This is a genomic window from Exiguobacterium sp. JMULE1, assembly GCF_013337175.1.
GTDB lineage: Bacteria > Bacillota > Bacilli > Exiguobacteriales > Exiguobacteriaceae > Exiguobacterium_A > Exiguobacterium_A indicum.
This window is the reverse complement of record NZ_SGWC01000002.1, coordinates 458,312-478,675: the sequence shown is the minus strand read 5'-3', so window position 1 is coordinate 478,675 and position 20,364 is coordinate 458,312. Positions and strand designations below refer to the sequence as shown.

General features: G+C 44.5%; 18 protein-coding genes and 1 tRNA gene. 10 read left to right on the top strand and 9 right to left on the bottom strand.

Going from position 1 to position 20,364, the window contains the following annotated elements; genetic code table 11:
• Positions 1–58: 58 nt before the first annotated feature.
• From EXW93_RS02630 to EXW93_RS02620, 3 genes are all read right to left on the bottom strand, one after another.
• On the bottom strand, positions 59–1,396 hold the full coding sequence (locus tag EXW93_RS02630; RefSeq protein WP_023467176.1) for a hemolysin family protein: 1,338 nt from the start codon (positions 1,394–1,396) through the stop codon (positions 59–61).
• Between the two features lie 192 nt (positions 1,397–1,588).
• Positions 1,589–2,071, bottom strand: a complete 483-nt coding sequence (locus EXW93_RS02625; protein ID WP_023467174.1) for a DUF456 domain-containing protein — start codon at positions 2,069–2,071, stop codon at positions 1,589–1,591.
• Positions 2,072–2,108: 37 nt separating this feature from the next.
• Entirely contained in the window at positions 2,109–3,338 is a 1,230-nt protein-coding gene (locus EXW93_RS02620) for a DUF2254 domain-containing protein (protein WP_023467172.1), read from the bottom strand.
• 181 nt (positions 3,339–3,519) lie between these two features.
• Here EXW93_RS02620 and EXW93_RS02615 point away from each other — a divergent pair, with 181 nt between their 5' ends.
• Positions 3,520–5,004: an aldehyde dehydrogenase family protein gene (locus tag EXW93_RS02615; protein ID WP_081637438.1), complete on the top strand. Its 1,485-nt coding sequence runs from the start codon at positions 3,520–3,522 to the stop codon at positions 5,002–5,004.
• A 56-nt stretch (positions 5,005–5,060) separates the two neighbouring features.
• The gene (locus EXW93_RS02610) at positions 5,061–5,450 is read left to right on the top strand and encodes a tautomerase family protein (protein ID WP_035398885.1); all 390 of its coding nucleotides are present in this window, start codon (positions 5,061–5,063) and stop codon (positions 5,448–5,450) included.
• A gap of 108 nt (positions 5,451–5,558) precedes the next feature.
• On the opposite strand, the gene yidD is transcribed toward EXW93_RS02610, so the two are convergent.
• On the bottom strand, positions 5,559–5,843 hold the full coding sequence (gene yidD / locus EXW93_RS02605; RefSeq protein WP_023467166.1) for a membrane protein insertion efficiency factor YidD: 285 nt from the start codon (positions 5,841–5,843) through the stop codon (positions 5,559–5,561).
• 104 nt (positions 5,844–5,947) lie between these two features.
• Between yidD and EXW93_RS02600 the strand changes: the two genes are divergently transcribed.
• The 3 genes from EXW93_RS02600 to EXW93_RS02590 all read left to right on the top strand — a co-directional run bounded on the left by EXW93_RS02600 (position 5,948) and on the right by EXW93_RS02590 (position 9,925).
• Positions 5,948–6,913 (top strand): quinone oxidoreductase family protein, encoded by a 966-nt coding sequence (locus tag EXW93_RS02600; protein ID WP_058713855.1) that lies wholly within the window; start codon positions 5,948–5,950, stop codon positions 6,911–6,913.
• 152 nt (positions 6,914–7,065) lie between these two features.
• Positions 7,066–9,384: a YhgE/Pip domain-containing protein gene (locus EXW93_RS02595; protein WP_058713856.1), complete on the top strand. Its 2,319-nt coding sequence runs from the start codon at positions 7,066–7,068 to the stop codon at positions 9,382–9,384.
• A complete protein-coding gene (locus EXW93_RS02590; protein WP_023467163.1) occupies positions 9,371–9,925 on the top strand; it encodes a TetR/AcrR family transcriptional regulator in 555 nt (184 codons plus the stop codon). Before EXW93_RS02595 ends, EXW93_RS02590 begins: the two co-directional genes overlap by 14 nt.
• Before the next feature lie 16 nt (positions 9,926–9,941).
• Here EXW93_RS02590 and EXW93_RS02585 read toward each other — a convergent pair whose 3' ends face one another.
• Positions 9,942–10,577, bottom strand: a complete 636-nt coding sequence (locus tag EXW93_RS02585) for a sterol desaturase family protein (RefSeq protein ID WP_058713857.1) — start codon at positions 10,575–10,577, stop codon at positions 9,942–9,944.
• 125 nt (positions 10,578–10,702) lie between these two features.
• Here EXW93_RS02585 and EXW93_RS02580 point away from each other — a divergent pair, with 125 nt between their 5' ends.
• A complete protein-coding gene (locus tag EXW93_RS02580; protein WP_174316013.1) occupies positions 10,703–10,981 on the top strand; it encodes a hypothetical protein in 279 nt (92 codons plus the stop codon).
• 35 nt (positions 10,982–11,016) lie between these two features.
• Here EXW93_RS02580 and EXW93_RS02575 read toward each other — a convergent pair whose 3' ends face one another.
• Positions 11,017–11,751 (bottom strand): metallophosphoesterase family protein, encoded by a 735-nt coding sequence (locus tag EXW93_RS02575; RefSeq protein WP_058713858.1) that lies wholly within the window; start codon positions 11,749–11,751, stop codon positions 11,017–11,019.
• A 362-nt stretch (positions 11,752–12,113) separates the two neighbouring features.
• Here EXW93_RS02575 and EXW93_RS02570 point away from each other — a divergent pair, with 362 nt between their 5' ends.
• Positions 12,114–13,136 carry a PTS sugar transporter subunit IIC gene (locus EXW93_RS02570; RefSeq protein ID WP_029340800.1) on the top strand — a complete coding sequence of 341 codons (1,023 nt, stop codon included), beginning with the start codon at positions 12,114–12,116 and terminating at the stop codon, positions 13,134–13,136.
• 97 nt (positions 13,137–13,233) lie between these two features.
• Here EXW93_RS02570 and EXW93_RS02565 read toward each other — a convergent pair.
• Positions 13,234–13,306, bottom strand: a tRNA-Val gene (locus tag EXW93_RS02565).
• 186 nt (positions 13,307–13,492) lie between these two features.
• Between EXW93_RS02565 and EXW93_RS02560 the strand changes: the two genes are divergently transcribed.
• Positions 13,493–16,633, top strand: coding sequence for an efflux RND transporter permease subunit (locus EXW93_RS02560; RefSeq protein WP_058713859.1), 3,141 nt, complete (start codon positions 13,493–13,495; stop codon positions 16,631–16,633).
• 60 nt (positions 16,634–16,693) lie between these two features.
• On the opposite strand, the gene EXW93_RS02555 is transcribed toward EXW93_RS02560, so the two are convergent.
• Both EXW93_RS02555 and EXW93_RS02550 read right to left on the bottom strand, forming a co-directional pair.
• Positions 16,694–17,170 carry a hypothetical protein gene (locus tag EXW93_RS02555; protein ID WP_035398896.1) on the bottom strand — a complete coding sequence of 159 codons (477 nt, stop codon included), beginning with the start codon at positions 17,168–17,170 and terminating at the stop codon, positions 16,694–16,696.
• Positions 17,171–17,235: 65 nt separating this feature from the next.
• Positions 17,236–18,069 (bottom strand): M15 family metallopeptidase, encoded by an 834-nt coding sequence (locus EXW93_RS02550; RefSeq protein WP_035398898.1) that lies wholly within the window; start codon positions 18,067–18,069, stop codon positions 17,236–17,238.
• Between the two features lie 213 nt (positions 18,070–18,282).
• Between EXW93_RS02550 and EXW93_RS02545 the strand changes: the two genes are divergently transcribed.
• Positions 18,283–18,828: a methyltransferase family protein gene (locus EXW93_RS02545; protein WP_023467151.1), complete on the top strand. Its 546-nt coding sequence runs from the start codon at positions 18,283–18,285 to the stop codon at positions 18,826–18,828.
• 16 nt (positions 18,829–18,844) lie between these two features.
• Entirely contained in the window at positions 18,845–20,332 is a 1,488-nt protein-coding gene (locus EXW93_RS02540) for a phytoene desaturase family protein (protein WP_174316012.1), read from the top strand.
• Positions 20,333–20,364 lie beyond the last annotated feature (32 nt).

Sequence of the window (20,364 nt, the reverse complement as noted above, 5' to 3'; positions counted from 1 at the left end):
TTAAGTAGACAAAAAAAGACGATGAACTCGAAGTTCATCGTCTTGCACATTCTATTTCTTATCCAATCTCTTCTGTTGCAGTTTCTTCTTGATCAGGCAATTGAAGATAAATCGATTTCACTTGATGATTATCGACTTCCATGACTTTGATCGTGTATTCCTGATAGCGGAATTCTTGACCACTCGACACTTCCGTATCCTGTGCCATGACCCAGCCACCAATCGTATCGATGTCTTCTTCTTCGATTCCTAAGTTAAAGCGTTCATTTAGGTCATCAATCAAGACACGGCCTGAGATGCGGTATAATCGCTCATGAATTTGTTCGATATCTGCTTTCTCATCTTTATCGAATTCATCTCGGATTTCTCCGACGATTTCTTCCAAGATGTCTTCCATCGTGATGACACCAGCCGTACCACCGTATTCATCGATGACGAGTGCCATCGGTGTCCGTTCCACCTGCATTTTCAGCATGGCATCTTGAAGCGGCGAATATTCGGATACAATCGGCAAGTTGTGGATGTAATAGCTTAATGCTTTTCCTTTATTCGCCATATGATCCGTAAATAATTGTTTCGCATTGATGAAGCCAAGGATTTTATCCTTATCTCCTTCTTCCGCTACTGGGTAACGTGTGAACTGATACTCTTCAACGAGGCGAATGATGTCCTCCATCGATGCATCGTTCGAAATCGTGATTAAGTCCGTCCGCGGTAACATGATGTCTTTCGCGATCCGCTCATCGAACGAGAAGATGTTCTGCATGTAGGAAAGCTCAGTCTGGTTGATTTCTCCACTCTTATAACTCTGTGTCATGATGATTTTAATCTCTTCTTCAGAATGGACTTCTTCGTGTCCCGCTGGCTCGACGCCAAACAACCGAAGAATGATTCGTGCTGAACCGTTCAATGTCCAGATGAAAGGTTTCATGATTTTACCGAACCAATATAGTGGTGGCGCGAGTAACATCGTGATCGCTTCCGTTTTTTGAATCGCTAAAGATTTTGGAGCAAGTTCTCCAAGCACGACATGAAGAAACGTTACAATCGAGAATGCAAGAACGAACGAAATGATCGTCGAGACGGAGTTCGGAATGTCAATCTCTTCGAACAACATACCGAGAATCGCACCTACCGTTGATTCTCCTAACCACCCGAGACCAAGCGCTGTCACGGTAATTCCAAGTTGACAGGCCGATAAATAATAATCCAAATTCTCAAGTAGCCTCTTCGCCACTTTCGCAGTCTTGCTTCCTTCTGTAATCAACTGATCGATTCGAGACATTCGCATTTTGACGACCGAAAATTCGGCAGCTACAAAAAAAGCGGTTAAGACGATGAGTAGTGCAATGACGAGTAGCCGAATGATGATCGTCGTCGTGTCGAATGTCTCCATTGAGTGTGTACTGTCCAATCGTTTCCCCGAAGAAAGGGGATTCACCTCCATTAATATAAAGCCAGATGCCGAGGCATCTGGTGGTTTACAGCAAAAAGAAGCTTCAGACTTTCAAAGCTTCCCTACTTTTTCATATTCATACTATAACGGAACTTTCATAAAATGTGTACTTGAAGACATCATTTCAGACCGTCAGACGACATAGAGAATAAAGATTACGATCATGAGTAACATCGCGATTCCCTTTAATAAGGCACTTGATAAGATACCAAGGACTGTTCCGATCCCAACTGAAACCGAGGTTTGCCATGTTTTTTTACTAATGATTTTTTCCGTCAAGATGGCAAAGACAAACGGGAAAATTAATAATCCGATACCTGGCAAAATAAACGGTCCCGCAATCAATCCGACTGTCGTTGCAATCTTAGCCGCTTGTGAGCCTCCTCGTCGATCGACGGTGTAGGCGCTGACGAGATAATCGAGCGTAAATAAGAGAATGATGAAAATCGCTTGAATCACCCAAAAACTAATCGATAGTTCAGAGAACCCGAATCCGAATCCATAAATCAAAAAACCAACTACTAAAATCGGCGCACTTGGGATGATCGGATACACGAGACCTGCAAAAGCGACTAGAAAACAGACGACGATCAGACTCCATAACAAGATTGTCACTTTCTATTCCTCCCTTCTTTTGATTCTCTTGCCCTTTTTACGTCGAAGGGGAGACAAAAGTTTCATTCAACGCCCGATGGATTTGATTTTGTAAAAAATCACGATCCCAGTCGTTCATTGTTTCAAAATGTACTTCCGAACAGATGTATGGAATGAATCGTTGAATCGTTTCATAGTGAGCAGGTAAGGCTTGTCGCTTCATCGTTCCAAGCGACTCGAGCATCGTTGCGAGAACTGAAATATCCTCTGCTCCGTAATGTCGGAGTTGATAAAACGTCGTGTACAACAATTGTTGGTAGGTTTCCCTGACGACGATATGTTGCTGGTCCTTTCCAACAACTAGTACACCATCTGGTATTACGGCATACTGTCGCATTAAGTCACCAATGATCCGAACCGCATGTCTCGCTGTATTCGGATCATTGATTCCTGGAGAAATCGCACGTAAAGCAACTTCACTTAATTTTTCAAGAACAAATGCAAAATCCTGTTCTGAAGATTTCGTCGGTCCAATTAAGATACTTTCATTGATATCCCGGCAAGTCGCCCGTCCGATGGCTTCTCCCTCTGTTACGAATGAGCCGACCGTTCGATCAATATACACGCGGTCTTTCTGATCAAAAGCATCATAATCGACTGCTTGAATATATCCGGTTCGAGTTGCCTGAATAAGATGTGGATAATTTGTCGTCATCTTTCTTTCAGTAATCTTTTGTTCTCCCGATTCTAGATGTTCGACTTGCCGTTTCAATAATTCGTTCCCTTCTTCGTGTAATCGATCCAGTAATGTCGTCACGCGAATCGACTGGCTGACGATATGAATGAATGCGACGAATGCCACGATCGATATCAACACGACGAGAACCGCTACTGTTGAAGCGACGACACTCGTCTTCAAAGCCGGACGAAGAAAAAAGAGCATCGTCATCGAGTAACTGACCGCTCCAATGAATATACCGAAGATGTGTTGCACTTGCCGATTCTCGATGAAGTTAGGCAATGTTCGTGGTGAGAATTGTGATGAATAGGTCGTCAATACGACAAGAATGGTCGAGAACGTGAACGTCATCATGGCGAGCAGTCCGGTAAAAACCGAACTATGGATCGTCTGCGCTAAGCCAAGTGTCGTTTGCCACTCTTTTGGAAACCAGTCTGATACATACACATCCAACCACGTCACGATTCCCGTCAAACCAATCCCAATGAGACCATATAACAATGGCCACCACCAGTTGATTTCTCGAGACAGGACTTTCAGCTTCTTCAAAATAAAATCCCTCCTTTTTATAGCACTATATTGATTGAATTCCTGATTTAAAGCGCTTTAAAACCCATCTGCCTGACTGATTTTGAGCAATATATTTGGTCGAAGTGCACGGATGTGTTTTACTTCTTTTCATAACGTGAATAACTTAATTGTTATGAAAACGAATGGGAGATGAAATGATATGGCTCAACAAAACGAAGCAACATTGCATACAGATTTCACGAAGATTTATATTGACGGTCAGTGGCGCACAGGCGCAAGTGACAGCAACATGACGAACACGAATCCTTTCACGGGTGAAGAGCTCTTTACAATCTCTGCAGCGAATCAACAAGATTTAGATGACGCATATGAAGCGGCTCAAGTCGCTCAAAAAGACTGGGCGAAAGTTCCTGCCTTAAAACGCCAAGGCTTGATCGAAAACTTCTTGAAAGTCTTGTACGAGGAGAAAGAAACGATCATCGAATGGTTGATTAAAGAGTCAGGAAGTACACGTATTAAAGCGGAAGGCGAATTCCTTGCTTCTGTCTTGATCGTCAAGGAAGCTGCGACATTCCCACTTCGGATGCACGGTGAAATTCGTCCATCGGTCGTACCAGGTAAAGAAAACCGGATCTACCGTAAAGCACTTGGCGTCATCGGTGTCATCAGTCCATGGAACTTCCCGTTCCACTTAGCTGTACGGTCGATCGCTACTGCTATTGCCATCGGGAACGCAGTCGTTGTCAAACCAGCTACGGACACACCTGTTTCAGGCGGATTGATTTTTGCTAGTCTGTTTGAAAAAGCTGGATTGCCAAAAGGTGTCTTGAATGTCATCGTCGGTCGCGGTTCAGAAATCGGTGATGCTATCGTCGAACATCCTGTACCACGTTTGATTTCATTCACAGGATCAACTGAAGTAGGTCGTCATATCGGTGAACTTGCTGGTAAACATCTAAAGAAAACAGCGCTTGAACTTGGCGGAAACAACGTCTTCGTCGTACTTGATGATGCTGATCTCGATCGTGCGGTCGAATCTGCTGTCTACAGCAAGTTCTATCACCAAGGTCAAATTTGTATGTCGACGAACCGAATTCTCGTCGCTTCTTCGATACATGATGAATTCGTCGAAAAATACGTCGCTCGTGTAAAAGAGCTACAATACGGTGATCCATCACATGAGCGGACACAAGTCGGACCGCTCATCAACCAATCACAAGTTGAACGGATTCTTGAAGATCTCGAGAAAACAAAAGCTGCGGGTGCAACCGTTCGTGTCGGCGGCGAAGCAAAAGATAATGTCATCGCACCTACTGTCGTCACTGGTGTTACGAATGATATGCCACTCGCTAAAAATGAAATCTTCGGACCAGTTGCTGTCATCATCCCGTTCGATACGGATGAAGAGGCACTCGAAATCGCGAACTCACTTCCATACGGATTGAGTGGCGCTGTCCATGGTTCTTCTATTGAACGCGCGACTGCCTTTGCGCTTGAAGTCGAGACAGGTATGATTCACATCAACGATCAATCGGTCAACGATGAGCCACATATGCCATTTGGTGGTGAAAAAGATTCAGGACTCGGTCGCTTCAACGGTGAGTGGGTACTTGAAGAATTCTCGACTGTCCAATGGTTGTCTGTCATGCACGATCGTCGTCAATACAAACCATTCTTCGAGTAATATATGAGTAGGGTTTTCCCCCTACTCTACATAATTTTGTTAAGGAGTGATTCCACATGCCGTTATTACGATTCGACGTCATTGAAGGACGTTCAGAAGAAGAGTTAAAAACGTTACTCGACACCGCACACGATGCGATGGTCGAAGCATTTGATGTGCCGGAGCGCGATCGTTATCAAATCGTGCATACGCATAAAGCACATGAGATGGTCATTCAAGATACAGGACTTGGATTTGAACGGAGTAAAGATATCGTTCTTATTAGTGTGACGAGTAAAACGCGGACGGAAGAGAAAAAACAACGTCTCTACCACTTACTCGCCGAACGCTTACAAGCAAACTGCGGACTCGCACCGACTGATTTGATGGTGTCGATCGTCGAAAATGATGCAGCCGACTGGAGCTTCGGTCTTGGCGAAGCACAGTTTTTAACGGGTAAACTATGATCGTCTGTAAATAGAACAAAAAGGGACATATGTTATCGGTAATTTCCGGTAACATACGTCCCTTTATTTGTTCTTACTTCATTAAACAAAAGAGAACCTTCACATGACTTACTCCTTCGTTTCTTCCGCCTTCTCCCGCGGATTTTCCCGTTGCAGCGGTGCTTTCCAACTAAATTGATCAGGTTCTGGAACGAAATCGAGACCACCTGGATGAAACGGTTGGCACCGTAACAATCGACGCGTCGTCAAATAACTCCCTTTTACTGCACCATGACGTTCAATCGCCTCCATCCCGTAATGGGAGCATGTTGGATAAAATCGACATGTGGCTGGCTTCATGGGAGAGATGACTTTCTGATAAAAACGAATTCCTCCCATTAAGACACGTTTCATAACGTCCCTTCTTTCCTCTTTTTTTCTAGTGTAACGCATCTGTCCATCATTTTCAGATGTTCTGCCTTATACTAAAAGCAGATTTAAAAGAAGGATGTGTTGAGATGAAGGCATTAACTTTCCACGAATTTGGAGGTTCTGATGTATTACGCTTCGAAGACGTGCCAACGCCAACAATCACTGAACAGGAAGTTCTGATTGAAATGAAAGCGATCGGTCTGAATTTTGCAGACATCTATCGCCGAAAAGGAAACTATCATTTAGAAGGTCAGCCTCCCTATATTTTAGGGTATGAAGGAGCTGGAATCATCACAGCGGTCGGTGCAGGCGTTTCAACATTCCATGTAGGTCAACGAGTTGCTTTTGCGGACGTTCCGCTTGCGAACGCTGAGTACGTCGCAGCACCCGTTGATAAATTGATTCCGCTTCCTGATAGTATCTCATACGAAACAGCAGCTTCTGTCTTATTACAAGGGTTAACAGCGCATTATTTAACTCGAGATAGCTATCATGTCCAACCGGGAGATGTCGTCTTAGTGCACGCAGCCGCCGGTGGCGTTGGGCAGTTGTTGACACAGCTCATTCGGTTGCTTGGGGCAACTCCGATTGGATTGACGTCTTCTCCTGAGAAAGCACGGATCGCTAAAACTGCTGGCTGTGAATCTGTCTATTTATATTCCGAGAACTGGGTCGAGCACGTACTCGCGCAAACTTCTGGTAAAGGGGTCGATGTCGTTTATGAGTCTATCGGTTCTACCTTAATGGATAGTTTCCATGTCACAAAAGTCCATGGAACAGTTGTCTTCTACGGTATGGCAGGCGGTGATCCTGCACCTGTTGATCCCCGCTTTTTGATGGATACGTCCAAAACATTGACGGGTGGTGATCTTTGGAACGTATTAACATCTTCTGAAGAACGCATCCGTAGATCGGGTGAACTGTTTGATTGGATTCTATCTAATCATCTCACCCTGTCTTCGCCTACAACATTCAGATTATCTGATGGCAAAGCAGCACATGACTTTTTAGAAAGTCGACGCAGCACAGGAAAACTACTTTTGCTCCCTTAACTCGCTTTTTTCGAGACGACTCCCTGCGAGTCGTCTTTTTTATGTGAAATCAAGATTATCGATTGCTTTTTTTTAATGAAGAGAGTAAAGTAAACCTCATCAAAACCTAAAACTCAAATTAGTTTTGAGTTTTAGAAAGGGGATTTGTATTTATGTTTCGCTCAGAATGGAAGAAATTGAAGAGTCCGATGATGATCGTCGTCATTCTTGCCCTCATCCTCGTGCCATTTCTCTACAACTCCATCTTCTTATCTGCATTCTGGGACCCATACGGTCGTACAGAAGATATTAAGGTTGCTATCGTCAACGAAGACAAAGCAACGAAGTTTAAAGGAGAAAAAGTCGACATCGGGGATCAGTTCGTCGACAAACTCAAAAAAAATGATGATTTTGATTGGCAGTTCTTGTCTCAGGACAAAGCCGAAAAAGAACTACGCGACGGAAAAGTCTACATGACGGTTGTCATCCCGAAGAATTTCTCTAAAAATGCAACGACACTACTCGATGATCATCCAAAAAAGATTGAGTTGGAATATTACTTGAACCCAGCCAAAAACTACTCGGGCACACAAATTTCGAGTACGGCTGCCAAACAATTAAACGAAAAGATCCGTAAATCCGTGACAAAACAATACAGTAGTGCGATCTTCGGTGCGTTAAAGAAAATTGCAAACGGTATGGAAAAGGCATCGGACGGTTCTTCTAAACTAGAAGATGGCAACCACAAAACAGCGGATGGTGCTAAAACACTGGCTACGAACCTCGGAAAACTTGCGGATGGCAGTCTGACACTATCTGAAAAGCTCGGGGAAGCAAATCAGGGTTCAAAAAAACTCAGTGACGGTGTCACGACACTCGACGAAAAAACTGCTCTCTTCGCTCAAAAAACGGGTGAGTTGTCTTCTGGGTTGAACACGCTAGACGAAAATGGTGGTAAGTTGCAAGCCGGTGCCGCTCAACTAGAAGACGGAGCAACAAAACTCAGCGGTGGCTCGACACAAGTCCGTCAAGGGGCAGAGCAACTGGCTGCGGGTACGGCTCAGCTCAACGAAAAAATTCCTCAGTTGACGGACGGATTAAATCAACTGGACGAGAAAGCTCAGGCAGCTAATGCATTATTAAATCAATTGAATCAAGATGCTGCACAATCTAAACAAGATCTACGTGCGCGTCGAGAAGCGCTTGAAGCAAATGCCGCTCAACTAAAACAAGTTATTTCCGCTTCTGATCAATTATCAGATGAGGAAAAACAAACGTTACTTGGAACAATTGGAACATTAGAAGAAAATATTAAAAGCCTCGCTGCGCAAGAAGGGGCAATCGATCAAAGTCTTGCTCAAGCAACCGAAGCGACGAAAAAAATCGGTCAACTTGCTGCAGGCGGTAAACAAGTCGAGTCCGCCGTATCGCAACTGAACGCAGGTCAAGTAAAACTTGTCGACGGTGCGAAACAAGTCGAATCTGGCGCACAACAATTAGCAAGCGGACAACAGACATTCAATGAAAAACTCGGTCAGTATACTGCGGGCGTGCATAAAGCGGCAACAGGCGGGGCACAACTAGCTGACGGTGCGAACCAGTTGTCTGATGGCACACACCAACTCCAAACAGGAGCTAGCGCGTTAACTAACGGATTAGGTCAATTGGCATCTGGTTCAACTACGATTACAGACGGTATCGGCAAAACGACCGATGGGGCTTCAAAAATCGCGGATGCCAATACGAAACTTGAAGATGGGGCTAAAACGTTGAAGGATGAGCTTAGCAAAGGGGCTAAGGACGCAACTGTCAAGCCTACGAAAGAGCGGGATAACATGCTGGCAGAACCTGTCGTCTTAAAAGAACATGACTATTCGACGGTCAACAACTACGGTTCTGGTTTATCAGCTTACATCCTTAGTATCGCCTTATTCGCAGGTGCCTTGATGTTCTCGTCTGTCTACCAGATTCGTCCAGAACATGGCGAGAGTCTGACATGGCGATTCCTCGTCGGTAAATTATCACTCATCTTACCGATCGGCGCATTACAAGGTGTCGCAGCAGCTACGGCCATCGTCTATGTTCTCGATTCTGATGTCGCGAGCGTTCCTGCACTCTACGGATTCGCTGCCTTAACAGGTATGACGTTCATCACGATTCTGTTCACGCTCGCGATGCTACTTGGTCGCGTCGGACAATTCCTTGCCTTCCTACTACTTCTGCTTCAAATCGGTGGTAGTGGCGGTACGTTCCCAGTCGAGATGACGCCAAGCTTCTTCCAAGCGATTCACGCCTTCTTACCAATGACGTATTCAGTCGGTGGATTCCGTGAAGCCCTTGGACTCGGTGTGACGGACACTCTCATCTCAAATAGTCAAGTCCTCGCGACCATCCTAGTCGTCGCATTGATCATCAGCTTCGTTGGAGGGCTCGGAGCCAAGCGGATTCTACTCTCAACGAAAGTGAGACGAAAACAACATGACACAGTCTGATAAAGAAACACTGATACTAGACTCAGCGATGGCTTGCTTTTCTGAACTTGGTTATAAGGGTACGACGATCGAGCGTGTCGCCCGACGCGCTCACGTCGGAAAACCGACCGTCTACCAACTGTTTGAAAGTAAACTCAACTTGTTCGAATCGCTCGTAACCCGTGTGCTGCAAGAGATGAAAGAAGAAGCAGAACGCGCTTACGTCGAACATGCGACGGTAGAAGAAAATAAGCAAGCAATGATCGATGCTATCGTCTATCATCAGCAACAACATTTGTTCATTCTTCAAATCATTGAAGAAACACGTAATCTCAAATTACAAGAAATGCAGGAACTACGGACACGTATCGAACGGCATGTCGTCGAATATCTTAAAACGCTCCTTGAGACTCGCCTTGGACAAAATGATCGTGACGTACCAGTAGATGTCACAGCATTTCTGATTTTCCGGACGTATATCGCATTGATTGCCGAATGGCCATCGATTGCGCATCCACTTGAGCTCGATACGATTCGTCGTGCCATGCTACGTATTTTATGAATCAAAAAACCGCCGGTCAGTGGATCGGCGGTTTTTCATATTCTCGATTCTTTTCTAAATTCCGTGCCGTTTGACTAGAAGTAACTGTTTTTTCATCCTTCAAAGTACCAAATAACCAATCTCCCACCGGATTCGATACACCAAACCAATAGTGTTCATTTTTGAAATGATGTAACAGATGCGTCTTTTTCATCCATTTCCCAAAGCGTGTTCTCGGTTTCAGCGGAACGTGTGCCACGTAATGTTTCCATTCATACACAAGCAACATGACGATCAATCCACTCGCGGCTGCAGCTGTCGAAACGACAGATTGCGTCAGAAAATAGGTCAGCGCCGCAAAGAAACCAAGATTCGGCAAGGAATACCAGACCGGTAAAAACAACAGATGCAGTTCATTCGGATGCGCATGATGATCGTAATGAAGTCGTTTCAATAATTTTCGTCCAAGCACATTTTTAGGCGGTGGTAAATGGAACAAAAAACGATGCGTCAAATATTCACTGAAACTAAAGACGATCAATCCAAGACAAAAGAACAGTAAAATTGACCAATGAAACGGCTGAGCAAGGACATAACTACTGACCGCAATCAGTAATACGAGCATGATCAAAATATCCGGAAACAGAAAAAAACGACGATAGATATTTAACATAGGTGCCTTCCCCTTTCTCTTTCGTTACAGCATATAATCGTACGTTCATCGATTCGTCACGTTTTTTACTTCAAGTCGTGTAATCATTCTCGCTCCCTCCCTTATACTAAATAGAGAATGGAGTGATGATCACTTTGAGTTTATCGACCGGAATCATCTTCGTGTTACTCGCCTATACACTCATGTCGCTTTACGACATGTGGCAGGTATACCGGATAACGAGCAAACTTTGGATGTTTGTATTGTTTCTTGCAACATTAATCAGTCTCATCGTTGCCTTTTTTGTGGCCCCTGTCCTTACGCTATTCTTTTACTGGTCACGCCATCCATTGAAACGAAACATCGGTATCGTGTTACTGATTGTCGTATGTCTCATCTCAATCATGACAAAACTGTCGTCTTGATTGAATTCCTTCATGAATGTCTCATGAAGGTTTTTTCATGTTCTACTACCGAAGAAGAGTCGGCGCATCAACTCACGTTCCGGCATCTCCGTCGTATTGAGGACGTCTAAAAATGGTCGATCATCATATGAAAGCTTCAGGATTTCTGAACGGACTTGATCCTTCTCCCAATCAATGATTGCTACTGGAGCAATAGCTGTTTGCTGACATCCAAGTGCACCTGGATTAATAAAGAGCGTTTGCTCTGTCTCGACTTGTTGCGCTGGATGATGATGACCGAAACCAATGATCCGCGCCTCACTTCCAGCAAACAAGGCGGATAAGTTATCTTTTGTTCCATCCATTGCTTGCTTTAAGGGTTCTTCACCAATCTTCTTCGTCTGATCGGCATAAGCATAGTGCGTCAGGTGCATCGATTGTTCCTGATGCATGATATTTAAGACACGCGGTAAACGTTCCAAATACTTTTTATTTTCTTGTGTCAACGTATCCACGATCCATTGGTGGTGCTCTTTCGCATGGCGGTAACTATCGGGATAGGTCTCCCCATGGATTAAAGCAAGGACACATTCATCATGGTTCCCAGAAATCGTTTGAATATCAGGTCGTTGCTTCAATAGATCAATGACTTCATTATGTTCTGGTCCAATGCCGACAAGATCACCGAGACAATAGACGGCATCGATATCTGATTGTTGATCAAGATAGGACAAAACCGCACGCAAAGCTGATGCATTGCCGTGAATATCTGTAAAAAGCATGACTTTCATGTAAACGCCTCCATTGTTGGTACATTAGGATTTCCAGATGATACCGTGAATTCCTGTCAGATTTCAGGAAAAAATAAATTGTCAGAAAATATTGATTATTATTCAAGAGCATGTTAGGCTTAGAAAAATTCACAGAGAGGGGCACGATCAAATGATTCCGACGCAACAGCCATTTAACCAAGCCGGACGACTGATTATTCTATGCATGAGGGACTGAAAACTTTTCCGATGATGAAACGGAAATGATTTTTGGGCCCTTCTTTCGATGCATCGAATGAGGCGCCCGCACAGAATGAGTGGCGCCTATCCCAAAAACGGATAGGCTTTTTTCATGGCAAAAAATAGAGATAGATAGAGAGAGGATGACAACGTTGAAAGAATATGCGATGGATCGAATGGTAAAAGTATCAGCTGGAATGGCAAATGCCGTTCTTGTAACACTTGGTGTCGGACTTCTGATTGAGACACTCGGAAATCTTCTACATATCCAAATGCTACTGACGATTGGTGGTGTCGCAAAAGTACTACTCGCCCCTGCACTTGGTGCCGGTATTGCCTTTCAGCTTGGAGGAAACACACTTGTCCTGTTCAGCGCGATGATCGCAGCAACGATCGGTGGTGCCGCGCTTCAATCAACTGCTTCTGGACTCGTTCTTGTACCCGGTCAGCCGATCAGTGCGTTACTCGCAGCTGCCGTCGCTGTATACGTCGGAAAACGCATGACTGGAAAAACGAAATTTGACATGATGGTCATCCCGATGAGCGCTGTCCTTGCTGGCGGCGTGACTGGAATCGGTGCTGCTGCCGTCACGACACCACTCCTTACAAAATTCAGTGCCATGATCACAGCATCCGTTGAATCATCTCCAATCGCAACTTCTCTTGTCATCGCACTCATCTTTAGTGTCTTATTGATGTCTCCTGCTTCGTCCGCTGCACTCGCTATCGCTTTGCAACTTGATCCTGTAGCAAGTGCCGCTGCGCTGATTGGCTGTTCCGCTCAATTCGTCGGCTTCACGTTGATGGCATACCGTCAGACGGATCCAGGTGGTTTGATTGCTTCATTCTTTGTAACACCTAAAGTACAATTCCCGAATATCGTTAAAAATCCTCGTCTGGTCGTTGCACCGTTTCTCGCAGCGATGATTTCAGCTCCTGTCGCGACGCTTCTTCTCTCTTTGAAAGTACCGTACGAACTCGCAGGACTTGGATTAAATTCGATGATTGCCCCACTCAATATTTTCGTCAACCAAGGTCCTCAGGCGTTCCTCGTCTTCTTCTTGACTGGTGTCGTTCTACCTGGTGTCTTGACGCTCGTCTTCTATCGATTGACGACTGTCGCAGGGTGGACAAAGCGCGGCGATCTTCATCTTGAAATTCAATAAAACAATTTACCTCCCTTCCAACTATTCCTGATTGATTTCGGGAATAGTTTTTTAACGCAAAAAAAAATCGTCCCTTCGAAAAGGAACGATTTCGGTATGATTCTGACTGGGCTCGAACCAGCGACCTCTACCCTGTCAAGGTAGCGCTCTCCCAGCTGAGCTACAGAATCATGCTGTGTTGTTACTGGGTATATTTTTATTATAGCAGCATATCGAAAAGTGTAAAGCCTTTTTCATAAAAAAAATTATCTTTTTCCAAAAAGATCTTTTTAAATAAAAACAGTTTTAAAGTTGCGGGTTCTATGAGTGTCCTCTACTATGTAAATAAGCACATATAAAAAGAAAGGAGCGTTCATATGAACTTTTTAACCCGATTTAGTTTGAAGAACTCGGTTGCTGTCTTCATCATTGCAATCCTATTGATTTTAGGAGGCGTGTATTCCTTCTCACAATTAAAAGTTGATCAGTTCCCGGAAATCGAGTTTCCTCAGATTTCAATCGAAGCGGTTTACCCTGGTGCATCACCTGACGATGTCGATAAACAAGTCGTCTCAAAGCTTGAAACTTCCCTTAAAGGAATTGAAGGGGCTACCAAGCTAACAAGTTCTTCTTATGAAAGTATCGGTATCTTAAACATCGAATTCCCGTTCGATACCGATATGGATAAGGTCGAACAACAAATCGATGCTGCCATCCAAGATGCGAATCTACCGGAGGAAGCAACGACGAAATTAAATCGTCTGTCCTTTGGATCGTTCCCGATCTATAATATCTCCTTCTTTAGCAAGGATGGTAAAGACATCGAAAAAATCCTTAAGGAAGACATCGAGCCTGAACTTAATAAGATTCCAGGCATCAACAGCGTGTCGGTTGGTGGCTATAAGGATGATCTCGTTCAAATCACCGTCGATAAGGAGAAAGCGACGGAAGCGGGTCTCTCGCTCTCAAGCATCAAGGAACAAATCAATGGAAAGTATGTCTCGTTCCCATCTGGTCAGCTATCAGAAAACGATTCGAAAATTCCGATTCGTGTTGAGGAAAAACTAGAAAATCTAGATAAACTAAAAAATCTACAATTGACACCTGCTACAGGTGCAGCTAGTTCATCAAGTAACGGTCAAACAGGTGGTTCATCTGCTGGCGGTCCACCACAAGGGGCAACGCAAGGACCACCAAGTACAACAGGTGGTGCAGCTGCAGATCAGGCGTCTGAACCTGCAGAGCCGATTCGCCTAGAGGATATCGCAAAAATCGAAGCCGTCTCACAACAAAGTGAAAAAACACGTTACGATTTAAAAGATTCCTTATCGATGGCAATCACGAAAAAACAAGATGCCAATACGGTCGAAATCGCAGATGAAGTCACGAAGATCCTCAATAAATATGACGACCAAGTCGACTATACGATTGGGATTGATTCAGCGAAGGATATCGAGGAGTCCGTTGCGACACTCGTCAAAGAAGGATTACTTGGTGCCCTCTTCGCATCACTCGCTGTACTCTTATTCTTGCGGAACATCCGCGCGACGATCATCGCCATCGTCTCGATTCCATTGTCATTACTCATCGCCGCTATCTTCTTGAACTGGCAAGATATCTCCCTGAACATCATGACACTTGGTGGGATGGCTGTTGCAGTCGGTCGTGTCGTCGATGATAGTATCGTTGTCATCGAGAACATCTTCCGGCGCGTCCGAAAATCCGAATCCGGTATGACGGATGAGATCATCGAACAATCGACAAAAGAGATTCTAAAAGCAATCACGTCATCAACGCTGACGACCGTCGTCGTCTTCCTGCCGATTGGATTTGTCGGTGGGATTACTGGTAAGTTCTTCTTACCGTTCGCTTTGACGATTATTTTCTCATTACTTGCTTCACTACTCGTTGCGATCACGATCGTACCGATTCTCGCGAAATTTGCCTTCAAGAAGGTACCAGCAGAAGAAAAAGAAGGCGCTCTCCAACGTTGGTATGGAAAGCTGATTGAAAAATCACTCTCGCACAAGGCGATCATCTTGGTCGTATCGTTCGTCCTTCTCGGTGGTTCCCTAGCGATCGTACCGCGTCTCGGATTTACGTTCATTCCGAACGAGGCATCGAAAACCTTGACGGCATCGCTCGAACTTCCAGCTGCCACATCACTTGAAAAAACAAGTGACGTCTCGTTTGAGATGGAAAAAATGTTTGATAAAGAAAAAGCCATTGCTGACGTGACGACTTCTGTCGGAGCACGTGACTTCACGACAGGCTTACGTCTCGATAATAAAGCAAGTTACTTCTTGAATCTAAAAGACGGTGTAAACGTCGAGAAAACGATCAAGTCACTTGAAACACAGATGGAAGACATCGCTCAAGATGAAAACGTCGATGTCAAAATCAGTGTGGCTGAACTATCGACAGGTGGTCCTCCGTCGAATAACAACGTCGATGTCGACTTGTTCTCGAACGACCTCGAAGCTCTTCAAGAGGCGGCAAAACTCGTCGAGGATAACATGTCGAAAAATAATGATTTGAAATATATCACGAACAACTTCAGCGAAAAACAAAAGCAGTATCTCGTAGAAATCGATCCTGAGAAAGCAAGTGATCGCGGACTATCTGGTTTCCAAATTCTCGGTACCGTCAACGATCAAACGAAGCCAGTCACGGTCGGAACGCTCAATCTCGACAATAAGGATCAAGACGTACAATTATCTTATGAAGAAGGACTCGTCTCGAAAGAAGATCTCGAAGATGTCCAACTCTTCTCAGCAAACGGTCCTGTCGCTTTAAAAGATGTTGCGAATGTCAATGAAGTCGAGACCTTCACATCGATTCAGAAACTCGACGGAAAAGTATATGCTCGCGTATCTGGACAAGTCAAAGGAGACGACGTTCAAAACGTTTCGAACGCTGTAAAAGCTGACGTCGAAAAAATCGATTTACCAGACGGTGTCTCACTGACAAGTGGTGGCGGAAATGACGATACGGTCGAAATCTTCCAATCACTCGGAATTGCGATCGTCGTTGCAATCGGACTTGTTTACCTGACAATGTTGATCACATTCGGAAAAGCTCGGATTCCGTTCATCATCTTGTCCTCTCTGATTTTTGTTCCGATTGGTTCACTCGTCACGCTCTTCCTTGCGAATGAACCATTGTCTGTTAGTGTCATGATCGGCTTCCTGATGTTGATCGGAATCGTCACCACGAACGCAATCGTTCTCGTCGACCGCATTGGTCAAAACGTCGGACGTGGTATGCCGATCCGCGAATCATTGATTGAAGCTGGTAAAACGCGATTACGCCCAATCCTAATGACCGCATTTGCAACAATCATGGCATTGGTGCCTCTCGCATTAACCACTTCTTCAGGAACATTGATCTCAAAAGGTCTTGCCTTGACGGTCATCGGTGGATTAACGACTTCTACGTTGTTAACACTTATCATCGTTCCTGTCGTCTATGAATTGTTCTTCTTCAAAAAAGCAAAAAAAGAACGTACGACTAAGTAAATGCACATGAAAAGGAGCCTATCGCGATCCAAGCGATAGGCCCCTTTCGTTCTATCAGGCTTACGACTCTAACTGTTCATCCGTTCGTTCTAATGTACCATCATGTTGCGCTACTAATCCGTCAAGAACGGATGGTTCAAACTCTTCACCGATCGCGATAATTCCTGTTTGTCCAGGTGGAATGACACCGAGTGTTCGTTTGAACGTTTCTTGGATTTCTTGATTTTCCTTCATGTCTTTCGATCCACCAATCAGCATACCCGTCATCGAACCAAGCAAGATGCCAAATGGTCCACCTAAGATACCAACGGCCATTCCAATCAATGAGCCTTTGACGGCGCGATTCGATCCGCTTAGGTCTACAGCATCTTCAAACGAAAAAGCACCATTCTCATTTCGCTTGATGACGGCAACCTGTTCGAAATCGACTTGACCTCGTGCATGATATTTCTTCAATTCACTAAATACTTGATAGGATGTCGCTTCTTCTTTGAACGTAAACGTCATGATGTGATGTTTCGCATCTTTTTTTGCCATTCGTTCCACCTCTTTCACCCGAGACGAATAACCGACTAAGCCAACATCCTCTATTTACCATGTTTTTAAGGAGTCGAAACCTTTACTGGTTTCCATGGTGCGAGGTGGAAATACTCCTCCATTGTTAATCCACTGACTTTTAGACGAGCGGCAAGCGTTGCTCCGACATACCGATAGTGCCAGCTCTCATACGTATAACCAGTCCAAGATTCTTTACCAGATGGATAACGGAGATGGAAGCCGTAGCGGTGAGCATTCGCAAACAACCATTTTGCCTCTTTTGTTTTTGAAAAGCTGAACGTGGCGTATTTTGTTGAATCAGCGCCTCCGATATCAAACGCAAGACCTGTTTGGTGTTCACTTTTCCCGGGTTCCGCACTATACGTACTCGCCTTCTCATATCCATCACGCGCAACATATTTATCAAACAACGTTTTTTGATAGGCATAGGAGCGATAAGTACTAAATGCAACGAGCGTAATTCCCTCTTTTTTAGCCGCTACACGCATTTTCTCAAACGCTGCTCTTGCTTGTTGATTCTCACCAGGAGCGTATGTCGAGCGGAGCGCTAAGTTCTTATTCGCGATGAGAGTATGACCGATCCGTTTTCCACCGATTTGTTCATCCGTTAGTAGATATTTTGTGCTCGCATAACCAATCTTCGTACCATATTGTACTTTTGACCAGGTACCGACTTTCGACAGTTCCGTCACATAGATCCCTGTTGGAATAACCGTAAGACTCGGTTGCTCGAGTGATGCCCCTTGACGTAAATGAAGGGATGTCTTGGCTTGACGATAAGAAGATGTTGATGCATCGACTGCTGGTATGTAAGTCGTCGTGGACGTAACCGTAGCTATCACTGCCAATGTCATGATGAATATCTGTTTTCTCTTCATTTTCGATTTTCACTCCATCTAATAATATTTACATTCCATATTTTAGATTAGAATACCATTCTTTTTTTCAAACATGGTTCTTTCGGAATGCTTGTCATGAAAATGAAGTATTTCTGAAGTTTTCTAAATGTAGCTTAAGGACGAATTACAATGGGTAAATAACGATGTATGCGTTTTCGAAACATGATTCTGATGTAGAAAGGAGTAGCGTACGTGTCACTTTGGGAATGGATTTTCAGTATCGGTAGCATCTGCTGGATTGGCGAGATGATTCGTTTCCGGAATCGCTCCGAGTCTAAGTCAGGCGCAGCAGAACAAGTTAGTTTTTATTTGATTTTCCTTGTCCTAAGCGGAACGATCGTCTGCGCTTTCCTCTTTGCGAATGAAACTGTTTCTTCTGTCATGCGCATCTCTTCATGCATTTTATTATGGTGTGGTGTTTCCTTACGCCTATGGGGAATTCTCCACTTAAAACAACAGTTCACTCGTCATGTCGTCGTGGCGTCTGGTGATCAGCTCGTCAGTAGCGGTCCCTATCGCTTTTTACGTCACCCGTTATACAGTGGGTTGTTGTTGATTACGATGAGCTTCCCCCTGTTCACCGGTCAGTTCGGACTTTTCATTCTCTCCGGACTTCTGATGTTCATTTTCTTGCTCTACCGGATTCGAATCGAAGAAGCGATGTTAACGAAAGGTTTTGGACCCGCCTATACGGTATGGGCTGCAAAACGAAAACGATTGATTCCATTCATCTACTAAAGGAGAAGTGATCCATTTGAAGAAACGTGCAATCGTCATTGGAGCTGGTCTTGCTGGTATGTCTGCTGCCATTCGTTTGGCTGGAGATGGTTATGCAGTCACGATGCTTGAAAAGAATGCGAACGTTGGAGGGAAACTGAATCAACGTAGTGGAAAGGGATTTACTTTCGATACCGGTCCTTCTATCTTAACGATGCCTTGGGTACTCGAACAACTCTTCTCAAGCGTTCATCGTAACTTGGATGATTACTTAGAAATCGAGCGCATTGAACCGCAATGGCGTACATTCTTTGAGGATGGAACAAAAATCGATGTCAAAGGTGACTTACCTGGAATGCTCGAAGAAGTCGAGCACGTCTCGTCACGGGCTGATTTTGTCGAATTGTTCCGGTACTCCAAACAAATGTACGACTTGTGCCTCGACAGTTTTTATAAATACAGTCTTGAAGATTTAAAGGACTTAAAAAAATACCATACGATGTCTGATTTATTAAAGATGGACCCGATGAATACCGTTGCGACCGGAACCAAAAAACATCTCAATGATCCGTATCTCGAACAGCTATTCAACTATATGGTCATGTATGTCGGTTCCAACCCATATCAGGCACCTGCTGTCTTCAATCAGATGATTTATGTTCAAATGGGTCTCGGTATCTATTATGTCAAAGGTGGGATGTACCAAATCGCGCGTGCCATGAAACGGTTACTTGATGAGCTCCGTGTCACAGTTCACCTCAACTCCCCCGTTGAACAAATCGTCCTTGAAAATAAAAAAGCGGTGGGCGTTCTATCAAACGGAACATTCCATGCAGCCGACATCGTCGTCTCAAACCTTGAGGTCATCCCGACTTACGAACGGATCGTTCCGGAGAAAAAAGCCCGGAAACAGGCAAAAAAATTACAAGCGTCGTTTGCCCCTTCCGTTTCAGGTCTTGTCCTATTGCTCGGTGTAAATCGTGAGTATCGCGGGCTAGCGCATCATAATTTCTTTTTCTCAGAAAATCCAGAGCGTGAATTCGCCCAAATGTTCAAAGAAGGTACTCCTCCAGAGGATCCAACGATTTATGTCGGTGTCTCGTCAAAATCCGACGCTTCCCAAGCTCCTGAAGGGAAGGATAACTTATTCGTCTTGACACACGTTCCACCGCTAATACTTCAAAAAGGTGAGGTCGACTGGGATGCGTACCGCGAAGTCGTTCTCGATAAACTGGAGCGGATGGGACTTCATGGACTTCGGGAATCGATCGAGTTTGAATATCGCTTTACCCCAGAGGATTTGAAAGAATTATACGGTCCAAACGGTGGATCGATTTATGGTGTCGCAGCCGATCGGAAGAAAAATGGTGGATTCAAGATTCCATCGAAGAGTGACTTGTACGAAGGACTTTATTTCGTTGGTGGGTCGACACATCCAGGCGGCGGTGTACCAATGGTCACCTTGTCCGGTCAATTAACAGCTGATTTGATCCGAAAACATGAAGGTGCGGTTCCTACGCCTTAAGATTTCTCCAATTACAAAAGAGACGGAAACTG

Coding starts and splice junctions, on each gene's coding strand:
- EXW93_RS02630 (WP_023467176.1), bottom strand. CDS start 1,396: ATGGAGACATTCGACACGACGACGATCATCATTCGGCTACTCGTCATT.
- EXW93_RS02615 (WP_081637438.1), top strand. CDS start 3,520: ATGGCTCAACAAAACGAAGCAACATTGCATACAGATTTCACGAAGATT.
- EXW93_RS02610 (WP_035398885.1), top strand. CDS start 5,061: ATGCCGTTATTACGATTCGACGTCATTGAAGGACGTTCAGAAGAAGAG.
- yidD (WP_023467166.1), bottom strand. CDS start 5,843: ATGAAACGTGTCTTAATGGGAGGAATTCGTTTTTATCAGAAAGTCATC.
- EXW93_RS02600 (WP_058713855.1), top strand. CDS start 5,948: ATGAAGGCATTAACTTTCCACGAATTTGGAGGTTCTGATGTATTACGC.
- EXW93_RS02595 (WP_058713856.1), top strand. CDS start 7,066: ATGTTTCGCTCAGAATGGAAGAAATTGAAGAGTCCGATGATGATCGTC.
- EXW93_RS02590 (WP_023467163.1), top strand. CDS start 9,371: ATGACACAGTCTGATAAAGAAACACTGATACTAGACTCAGCGATGGCT.
- EXW93_RS02585 (WP_058713857.1), bottom strand. CDS start 10,577: ATGTTAAATATCTATCGTCGTTTTTTTCTGTTTCCGGATATTTTGATC.
- EXW93_RS02580 (WP_174316013.1), top strand. CDS start 10,703: ATGATCACTTTGAGTTTATCGACCGGAATCATCTTCGTGTTACTCGCC.
- EXW93_RS02575 (WP_058713858.1), bottom strand. CDS start 11,751: ATGAAAGTCATGCTTTTTACAGATATTCACGGCAATGCATCAGCTTTG.
- EXW93_RS02570 (WP_029340800.1), top strand. CDS start 12,114: ATGACAACGTTGAAAGAATATGCGATGGATCGAATGGTAAAAGTATCA.
- EXW93_RS02560 (WP_058713859.1), top strand. CDS start 13,493: ATGAACTTTTTAACCCGATTTAGTTTGAAGAACTCGGTTGCTGTCTTC.
- EXW93_RS02555 (WP_035398896.1), bottom strand. CDS start 17,170: ATGGCAAAAAAAGATGCGAAACATCACATCATGACGTTTACGTTCAAA.
- EXW93_RS02550 (WP_035398898.1), bottom strand. CDS start 18,069: ATGAAGAGAAAACAGATATTCATCATGACATTGGCAGTGATAGCTACG.